The organism is Synechococcus sp. R6-7 (assembly GCF_047461695.1).
Classification (GTDB): domain Bacteria; phylum Cyanobacteriota; class Cyanobacteriia; order Thermostichales; family Thermostichaceae; genus Thermostichus.
Genome location: NZ_JANSHS010000077.1, coordinates 1 through 9,521 on the forward strand (window position 1 = coordinate 1; position 9,521 = coordinate 9,521).

Consider the following 9,521-nt stretch of genomic DNA (forward strand, 5'->3'; position numbering starts at 1 on the left):
GCGTTTGGGGAGTGTCTCAATCTAGTTTGAGATGACTACACTTTTTGAGTTGCCGCCAGTTCCCTGAAGATGGCCAGCCTCCAGATGGTTGACAGCTACCTATGGCACACTGAGAAAAAAGGAGTTGGAGCCCCAGCCTCTTATGCCACAACCGCAGCCCCCCAGAAGACTGGAAGACCAGTTTGTGGAGAATGTCTCCCGTTATCCCACTTACTTTATTACCGTTTTGCTGGGGGGGATCTGGGCTGGCCTCCAGCCTTTTGTCGGCCTGTATCGCAAAAGTCCAACAGCGGCGGCTATGGTTACGCTGGGATCCCTTTTGTTGCTTCTATTTGTTTATTTCACCCTGCGAGGCATGACAGGGAATACCTTTTGGCCAGAATAGATACTGGGTTGAGGTTGGGGCCCATGGGCGAAGCTGTGCAGTGGACGCCGGCAGCATAAGCACGCCTCAAGGGGATCCCTCTTTTTCGCCCCACTGCTGACAAGAAGTAAAGTGCTCCGCACCGCTCGCGCGAATGAAAAGTTTGCCCCGGAATGGTGGCGGTCTATGGGCAGGCCAAGCCTCAATTGGCTCTTCAGGGATCCCGGCTGCAAGCTGTAGCGAGGGGATTGGATTTGCCGCTAGCTTGGTAGAGGTGTTCTCCTCCGTTTTTTGAACTCATGGCAGATTGGATCCTGTTGGCGCTGGTGGGTTCTGCAACCTACCTGCTGCTGCAAAAAAGTGTGGCCCGCCTTTCGAAGGTGCCGTGGCGGATCCTGTGGCTGGTGATGATGCTGCCCCCTTTGGTCTGGGTGCTGGGGCGTCAGGTGTTTCAGTACGAATTGCCTCCCTTGCTGATGCTGCTGCTGTTTCTCACCTCCTACTTTACCAGCATGACCTTGGTGAGACGAGGGGGTATTCGACCCTCAACCGGAGGCCCTCGGCCAGAGGTGGAAAACTCCTCTCCAGAAGCGGATCCCTCGCCGGCTGGGGAACCTGAGCCAGAGGAAGAGGAGGAAGACGGCGCCGCAGATTCGGTCTCGCTGGCTCTTGCCCACACCCCCATCTCCGAAGTGCCGCGGGAGAAGCTGAGCCATTGCTTCCCCTGGAACGTCTTTTATTTGCAAAACGTGGAGTACCGTCCCCAGGCGATCATCTGCCGGGGCAACTTGCGGGCGGATCCCAGTGAAGCCTATGAGCGGGTGCAGCAAAACGTGGAAACCACTTTCGGCAAACGCTTTTTGGTGGTGCTGCAGGAGGGGTTTGCCGGTAAGCCCTTTTTTGCCTTGGTGCCCAACCCGGCGGCGCGGCGCTCCCCGGCGGACAGTCGAGAGTTGCCGCTGCTGGCTTTGGGGCTGTTGCTATTCACCTTCTGGACGACCCTCAGTGCTGGGGCCCACGCGGCTGGGGTTAGCCCTGACCGGCTGCTGCATTTGCCCTCTCTGATGAAAGGATTGCCCTATGCGGTCGGGATCCTTGCCATTTTGGGATCCCATGAGTGGACTCGTTACTGGGTGGCCCGCCGCCACCACATCAAAACCTCGCTGCCCTATTTCATCCCGGTGCCTTTTGTCCTAGGGACTTTTGGGGCGTTTATCCAGTTGAAAGAGCCGGTGCCCAACCGCAAGGTGTTGTTTGATATCGCCGTCGCCGGGCCGCTGGCAGGGAGTCTTGTTGCTTTGGGCATGCTGTTGCTGGGGCTGTTGTTTTCAGCGCCTGCAGATCCTCCCGCGGTGCCGGAGGGGCAGCCGACCCCGATTAGTTTTCATCGCATTGACCCGCGCCTATCGGTGCTGCTGGCAATTCTGGCCCGCATGGTGCTGGGGGATCAGTTGCAGCCGGGGCAGGTGATCGAGCTGCACCCGCTGGCCTTTGCCGGCTGGCTGGGCTTGGTGGTGATTGCCTTTAACCTCATGCCGGTGGGCCAACTGGATGGAGGGCACATTGTCCACGCAGTGTATGGACAGCAGATGGGAGCGAATGTGGGCCGGGTAGCCCGCTGGTTGGTGTTGCTGCTGGCTTTGACGGTGCAGCCTTGGCTGTTGCTCTGGGCGCTGCTGCTGTTTGTGATTTCCAGTGCCGACGAGCCGGCCCTCAACGATGTGACGGAACTGGACGAGGCCCGGGATCTGCTGGGGCTGGGGATGCTAACGCTGCTGGTGCTGATCCTGCTGCCGGTGCCGCCGTTTTTGCAAAATGGACTGGGCTTGGCCTAGATCCGGGGTAGGATCCAAACCGCCCCTGACCTCGTTCTCCTCTCATGGAACGCAGCTTAATCGTTCAAAAGTACGGCGGTACCTCTGTCGGCTCTGTCGAGCGTATCCAAGCCGTGGCCCAACGGGTGGCCCACACGGTGAAGGCAGGGCATCGGGTGGTGGTGGTGGTCTCGGCGATGGGGGATGAAACCGATCGCCTTGTGGATCTGGGGGAACAGATATTGCAGGGATCCCCGACCACACCGGCCCAGTTGCGGGAATGGGATATGCTCCTTTCCACCGGTGAGCAGGTGAGCATTGCCCTGGTGGCCTTGGCGCTGCAACGCTTGGGGTGTCCTGCCCTTTCCCTGACGGCAGCCCAGGTGGGCATTGTCACCACTCGGGATCACAGCCGGGCCCGCATTTTGCACATCCACACCGACCGCCTGTGGCAGCACCTGGAGCGGGAAGAGGTGGTGGTGGTGGCCGGGTTTCAGGGGATTACCAGCCTGGCGGAGCTGGAGATCACCACCCTGGGTCGGGGGGGATCCGACACCACGGCAGTGGCCTTGGCAGTGGCTTTGGGAGCAGAGCTGTGTGAGATCTACACCGATGTGCCGGGGATCTTCACCACGGATCCGCGTAAGGTGCCTGAGGCCAGGCTGTTGCCGGAGATCACCAGTGATGAAATGTTGGAGCTGGCCAGCTTGGGGGCCCAGGTGCTGCATCCCCGCTCGGTGGAAATTGCCCGCAACTACGGTGTGAAGCTGCGGGTGCGCTCCAGCTTGGAGCCGTTGCAGGCGGGATGCGAGGGCACTCTCATTCTTTCTCCTCCCCCCCGTCCTCGTGCTGCCGACAGCAGTATCGAGCTGGGCCTGGCGGTGGATACGGTGGAGCTGGATCGGGATCAGGCCAAGTTGGTGTTGGTGGGGGTGCCCGACCGGCCTGGCATTGCCGCCCAACTCTTTCAGGGGATCGCGGCAGCAGGGGTGAATGTGGATTTGATTTTGCAGTCGCTCCAGTTCACAGCCGCTCACGCCAGCGGGACGGACTCCTTGCCGCAGGGATCCGTGCCCCAGCCCACCAATGACATTGCCTTTACGGTCAGTCGGTCGCAGGTGACCGAGGCTGCAGCCGTTGCCCGGCGGATTGGCCAAGAGCTGCAGTGTGCAGCGGTGATTGTGGATGAGGCGGTGGCCAAAGTCAGCATTGCCGGGGTGGGGATGATGGGCCGACCTGGGATCGCGGCGCAAATGTTCCAGGTGCTGGCCGAGGCCGGGATCAACTTGCAGATGATCTCCATGTCCGAGATCAAGGTGAGCTGTGTGGTGGCTGCGGAGCGGGCCGGTGATGCCGCCTTGGCTCTGGGAGAGTCGTTCCAGGTGATCCCCCACTTGCATCGGGCAAAGATGCCGGCTGCCCCTCAAGACAGCCACCCGGTACGCGGTGTTGCCCTGGATTTGAAGCAATCACGGCTGGGCCTTCGCAAAGTGCCGGATCGTCCGGGAACTGCCGCCCATTTGTTCGGGCGCTTGGCGGCTGCCGGGATCATCGTGGACACCATCATCCAAAGCCAGCGGGGCTACCACAACGGGATCCCCAGTACCGACATTGCCTTTACCGTGCCTCAGGATCAAGCGATGGCTGCTGAGGCAGTCTGCCGGCAGGTGGCCGAAGAGCTCCAGGCGGCAGGAGTTGACGCGGATCACGACATTGCCAAGGTCAGCATTGTCGGCGCCGAGATGGAAACCTACCCTGGCGTGGCTGCTCGCCTGTTTGCAGCCCTAGCCGAAGCCGGAATCAACATCGAGATGATCGCCACCTCGGAGATCAAGGTGAGCTGTGTAGTGCGCCGGGATCGAGGGATCCCGGCCTTGCAAGCTATTCACCGCGCTTTCCGGCTGGACTGCCCCTAGCCTGCCTTAGGGTTGAGCCGCCAGCAGCAAGGGAAAATGATGGGCGTTGGGGGCGTGCATCACCTGGATCCCCAGATTGGCGCGGTTGAGGAGATCGGCGTAGGTGGGGATGAAGCGGCCCTGGCTGTCCAGGATGGACTGGTTGAAGTTCAAGCCGTTCAAGTTAAAGGCCATTATGCCGATACCTATTGCCGCCGCCCAAATCCCCACTGTGGGCAGGGCCGCCATCCAGAAGTGGACGGAACGGCTGTTTCTCAGGCCCAGGCCGGGGAACCCCAGCCGCCTCAAGAACGCGTAGTGCCCGGCCAGGAAGTTGTAGGTGACTTCCTCCTGCCCGAAGCGGTAGCCGGCATTTTGTGACTCTTCTTCCGAGGTCTCGCGGATTAGGCTGGAGATCACCAGGGAGCCGTGCAGGGAGGCCAGCAGAGCGCCGCCAAAGACGCCGGCCACCCCCAGCCAGCTAGCAGGGTGCATGAGGATATTGTGCTCCGCCTGGAAAGCCAGCATGAAGTAGAAGGTGCCGGCGATCCCCAGGGGCAAGCCTTCCGAGAAACTGCCCTGGCCGATGGGGTAGACCAAGAGCACTGCCGTAGCCGCCGCCGCCGGAGCGGAAAACGCCACCGCAATCCAGGGACGCATGCCCAAGCGATAGCTCAGCTCCCACTGCCGGCCCAGGTAGCACCACACCCCGATCAGGAAATGGAGCACGATCAGTTGGTAGGGGCCGCCGTTGTAGAGCCATTCATCCAAAGAGGCGGCTTCCCAAATGGGATAAAAGTGCAAGCCGATGGCCGCCGACGTGGGCACCACCGCCGCCGAGATGAGATTGTTCCCCCCTATCAAAGAGCCGATCACCGGCTCGCGGATCCCATCCACATCCACCGGCGGAGCAGCAACAAAAGCGATTACAAAACAAAAGGCTGCTGCCAACAAGGTCGGGATCATCAACACGCCAAACCAGCCGATGTACAGCCGGTTTTCGGTGCTGGTTATCCATTGACAAAAGCCATTCCAACTCCAGAGCTGCCGTGCAGCCGAGGAGCGGCGAACTACAGTACTCATAGGCCAACTCCTAAAGAGACAAAACCATTCTTTGCTTTGTCGGCTTCCTTGAACGGGGCAAAACTCTTCCCGCGCCGACCGCCAAAAGCGTCTCCTTCTTTCAGCCTAGACAGTTTTAGGGACGCCGACAGGGATCCCTAACTTTCGCAACGGGAATGTGAAAAAAATGGATTTGTCGATACAAATCAGCACCGATATGTTGCAATTTGGAGGTCTTTGAGAGCTTCCCGGCGAAGGTCGGTCACTGGCAGTTGATGGCAGCCAAGCTCGAGCAGATGTTTCTCAAGAATGGGTTCAAGAAAGAGAAGTCGTTCAGGATCCGCTTTTTCTCCTGCCGGCAAGACCCTATGGGCTCTTCATGGGGCTTCCAGAAGTTTGCTTGGGGCATTCCTGGGTGGAAAAAAATCCTGCAAGCACTTCACCTGCAGGGATCCCGACTGCAAAGCACGGATGGCAGCCGCGGTGGCTTTGGCCCCTGCCAAGGTGGTCACCAGAGGGATCTTGTAGGCCAGGGCAGTGCGGCGGATCTTTTGGCCATCTTGCTGCGCCTCGACACCGGAAGGAGTGTTGATAATGAGCTGAATCTGGTGATTTTTGATGGCGTCGATGACGTGGGGCCGCCCCTCGTGCAGCTTGAGGACTTTGTCCACCGGGATCCCGTGCTCGGCTAAAACTTTTTGGGTTCCTTCGGTGGCCAATAGGCGAAAGCCCAGCTCCACAAACTCGCGGGCTACCGGGATGACCGCCTGTTTATCCCGGTCGCTGACGCTGATGAACACCGTCCCCTGGAGAGGCAGATTCTGCCCCGCCGCCAGTTGGGCTTTGGCGTAAGCGCGGCCAAAGTCCGTGTCAATGCCCATCACCTCGCCGGTGGAGCGCATCTCCGGCCCCAGCAGCGTGTCGGTGCCGGGAAACTTGTGGAAGGGCAAAACCGCTTCCTTGACGGCAATGTGGGAGGGGATCACCTCCTGGGTAAAGCCCAGCTCGGCTAGGGTTTTGCCGCTCATCACTTGAGCGGCGTAGTCTGCCAGCGGATGGCCGATGGCCTTGCTGACAAAGGGGACGGTGCGGGAGGCGCGCGGATTGGCCTCCAGGATATAGACTTGACCTTTTTGGACGGCGTATTGCACGTTGATCAGGCCCACCACCTTCAGGGCTTGGGCCAACTTCACCGTCCATTGGCGAATCACCTGCAGCACGTCGGGGCTGAGGGTGCGGCTGGGCAATACACAGGCCGAATCGCCCGAGTGGATCCCGGCCTGCTCGATGTGCTCCAGAATGCCGCCGATGGTAACAGCGCCGGTGCGGTCGGCAATGGCATCCACATCCACCTCCACCGCCTCTTCCAGAAACTGATCCACCAGCACCGGACGATCCGGATCCACCGCCACCGCCAGTTGCATGTAGCGCTGCAGGTCTTGGTCGGAATAGACGATCTCCATGGCTCGTCCCCCCAAGACGTAGCTGGGCCGCACCACCACCGGATAGCCGATGCGGCGGGCAATTTCCAAGCTTTCTTCCACGCTGCGGGCAATGCCGTTGGCCGGTTGGCGAATATCCAACTCCCGCAAGATGCGCTCGAAGCGCCCCCGATCCTCAGCAATGTCGATGGAGTCGGGGGAAGTTCCCCAGATGGGAGCCTGGGCTGCTGCCAGCCCCTGCGCCAGCTTGAGGGGAGTTTGACCGCCAAATTGCACGATCAGGCCGACCGGCTGCTCAGCATCCACCAAGTTCATCACCTCTTCATGGGTGAGCGGCTCAAAATAGAGGCGATCAGCGGTGTCGTAGTCGGTGGAAACGGTTTCCGGGTTGGAGTTGACCATGATCGCTTCGTAACCCAGGCGGCTGAGGGCAAAGGCAGCATGACAACAGCAGTAGTCGAATTCGATCCCCTGGCCGATGCGGTTGGGGCCACCTCCCAAGATCATCACCTTCTCTTTGCGGGCCGGGAAAATCTCCGACTCGCTCTCGTAGGTAGAGTACTGGTAGGGGGTAGCAGCCTCAAATTCGGCGGCGCAGGTATCTACAGTTTTGTAGGTGGGGATCACCCCCAGGCTTTTGCGGCAGGCCCGCACCTGATGTTCCGTGGATCCAGTGAGGTGGGCAATTTGTCGGTCGCTGAAGCCCATTTGCTTGAGGTGTCTCAAGTCGTCAGCGCTCAGGGATCCCAGCTCCCGCCCCTTGAGGGCTTGCTCCACCTCCACCAACTCCTGTAGCTTGTCGATAAACCAGGGATCGATGTGGGTGAGTTGGGCAATCTCCTGGGCAGAAAAGCCCATGAGCAGAGCGGTGCGGATGGTGAGCAAGCGGAAGGGGTTGGGGGTGCGCAGGTTGGCCCGCACTTCCTCCGGCTTGGGGAAAACCTCCGGCCTATCGCTGCCAAAACCGGGACGGTCGATTTCCAAAGAGCGCAATGCCTTCTGGATGGATTCTTGAAAAGTGCGGCCAATGGCCATCGCCTCCCCCACCGATTTCATCTGGGTGGTGAGAACCGGCTCTGCGCCGGGGAATTTTTCAAAAGCAAAGCGAGGGATCTTGGTGACCACATAGTCGATGGTGGGCTCGAAGCTGGCCGGGGTTTTGCGGGTGATGTCGTTGGGGATCTCCGGCAGCGTGTAGCCCACTGCCAATTTGGCGGCAATTTTGGCGATGGGAAAGCCGGTGGCCTTGCTGGCCAAAGCAGAAGAGCGGGAGACCCGCGGGTTCATCTCGATCACCCGCACCTCGCCGTTGGCAGGGTTGACGGCAAATTGCACGTTGGATCCCCCGGTCTCTACGCCAATTTCGCGCATGATGGCGATGGCGTAGTCCCGCAGCCGCTGGTATTCTTTGTCGGTGAGGGTTTGGGCTGGGGCCACGGTGATGGAGTCGCCGGTGTGCACCCCCATTGGGTCGATGTTTTCTATGGAGCAGATGATCACCACGTTATCCGCCAGATCCCGCATCACCTCCAGCTCAAACTCTTTCCAGCCGATGACCGATTCCTCCACCAAGATCTGGGAAACGGGGCTGGCTTCCAAACCGGCGGCGCAGATCTCTTCAAACTCCTCCTGGTTGTAGGCCACCCCACCACCGGTGCCCCCCAGGGTATAGGCCGGGCGGATGATGAGGGGATAGCCGATCTCCTGGGCAATCTGCTTGGCTTCTTCCAGGGTGTGGGCCAGGCCAGAGCGGGGCACGGCCAAGCCAATCCGCTGCATGGCTTGCTTGAAGAGATCGCGGTCTTCGGCTTTTTCAATGGCCTCCCGCTTGGCCCCAATCAACTCCACCCCGTACTGCTCCAGGATCCCTTGCTGGGCCAGTTGCACCGCCACGTTGAGGGCCGTCTGGCCGCCCATGGTGGGCAGCAAAGCATCAGGGCGCTCCCGCTCGATGATTTTGGCCACAAAGTCCGCCGTCACCGGCTCGATGTAGGTGCGCTCCGCCATACTGGGATCCGTCATGATGGTGGCGGGGTTAGAGTTGACCAAGACGACCTCATAGCCTTCTTCCCGCAGGGCTTTGCAGGCTTGGGTGCCCGAGTAGTCGAACTCACAGGCTTGGCCAATGACGATCGGCCCCGCTCCAATGAGCAAGATTTTGTGGATATCGGTGCGGCGCGGCATAGGGATCCCACCAGGTGGCAGAGTCAGCCTTCTATTGTAGAGGTCACCTGCAGGTCAAGTTGCTCATCGGGATCCCTCTTTTTTGAGTGTTGCGCTTTCAAAGGCTATGCACAGCAGGCAGAGCTTGGATCCCTGGCAGGCAGGAGTTCTCTGGGGCAACCCGCAAAAGGGCAGCTTCTTCATCAGTATCAATAGACGGGAAAACTTGAACTTTAGATGATATCAATGCTATCGTCGCAGCAAAGCCGCCCAGGGATCTGCCGATCGAGGAAACACTCTATGGCCACGTTAATTGTTCGCAATGTTGACGAAGCCATTGTCAAAGCTCTCAAACAAAGGGCTAGTCGTCACGGCGTTAGTGCAGAGGCCGAACACCGCAAAATCCTAGAGCAAGTCTTACTCCAGCCTGCGAAACAGTCCTTTGCCGAAGTGCTCAGATCGATACCTAACGTTGGCAACGATTCAGACTTTGAGCGGGTGCAAGATAACACTGCCCATGACGTATTTGCTTGACACTAACGTCATCAGTGAGCTGCGCAAACACAGTCAAGCCAACTCCGGGGTTCAAGAATTTCTTCAAATTGCCATTGAGCAAGAGGCCCGCATCTACATCAGCGTGATCACGCTGGGCGAACTCCGCCGAGGCGTTGAACTCATGCGCCATCGCGGCGATCATCTGCAAGCCAACCTTCTGGAGAGGTGGCTGCAAACGGTTGTCGATGACTATGCCGATCACCAAATTTTCGGGCTGGAGGCCCGC

At 59.6% G+C, this 9,521-nt stretch carries 7 protein-coding genes; 5 read left to right on the plus strand and 2 right to left on the minus strand.

Annotated elements, in window-relative coordinates; translation table 11 throughout:
- The first annotated feature begins 142 nt into the window (after positions 1-142).
- The 3 genes from NW815_RS02860 (at position 143) to NW815_RS02870 (ending at position 4,094) form a co-directional block, all read left to right on the plus strand.
- Positions 143-385: a DUF751 family protein gene (locus NW815_RS02860; RefSeq protein ID WP_041436092.1), complete on the plus strand. Its 243-nt coding sequence runs from the start codon at positions 143-145 to the stop codon at positions 383-385.
- 278 nt (positions 386-663) lie between these two features.
- Positions 664-2,199, plus strand: coding sequence for a site-2 protease family protein (locus NW815_RS02865; RefSeq protein ID WP_414415684.1), 1,536 nt, complete (start codon positions 664-666; stop codon positions 2,197-2,199).
- A 44-nt stretch (positions 2,200-2,243) separates the two neighbouring features.
- Complete coding sequence (locus NW815_RS02870) at positions 2,244-4,094, plus strand: aspartate kinase (protein ID WP_414415685.1); 1,851 nt, start codon at positions 2,244-2,246, stop codon at positions 4,092-4,094.
- Positions 4,095-4,100: 6 nt separating this feature from the next.
- Here NW815_RS02870 and psbA read toward each other — a convergent pair whose 3' ends face one another.
- Together psbA and carB are read right to left on the minus strand one after the other, a co-directional pair.
- Positions 4,101-5,156 (minus strand): photosystem II q(b) protein, encoded by a 1,056-nt coding sequence (gene psbA / locus NW815_RS02875; protein ID WP_414390520.1) that lies wholly within the window; start codon positions 5,154-5,156, stop codon positions 4,101-4,103.
- A gap of 356 nt (positions 5,157-5,512) precedes the next feature.
- Positions 5,513-8,761, minus strand: coding sequence for a carbamoyl-phosphate synthase large subunit (gene carB / locus NW815_RS02880; RefSeq protein ID WP_414390523.1), 3,249 nt, complete (start codon positions 8,759-8,761; stop codon positions 5,513-5,515).
- Between the two features lie 279 nt (positions 8,762-9,040).
- On the opposite strand from carB, the gene NW815_RS02885 reads away from it, so the two are divergent.
- Both NW815_RS02885 and NW815_RS02890 read left to right on the plus strand, forming a co-directional pair.
- Entirely contained in the window at positions 9,041-9,274 is a 234-nt protein-coding gene (locus NW815_RS02885; protein WP_071818136.1) for a FitA-like ribbon-helix-helix domain-containing protein, read from the plus strand.
- The coding region (locus tag NW815_RS02890; protein ID WP_414415686.1) for a PIN domain-containing protein at positions 9,258-9,521 on the plus strand (264 nt) is incomplete at its 3' end. The genes NW815_RS02885 and NW815_RS02890, both read left to right, overlap by 17 nt.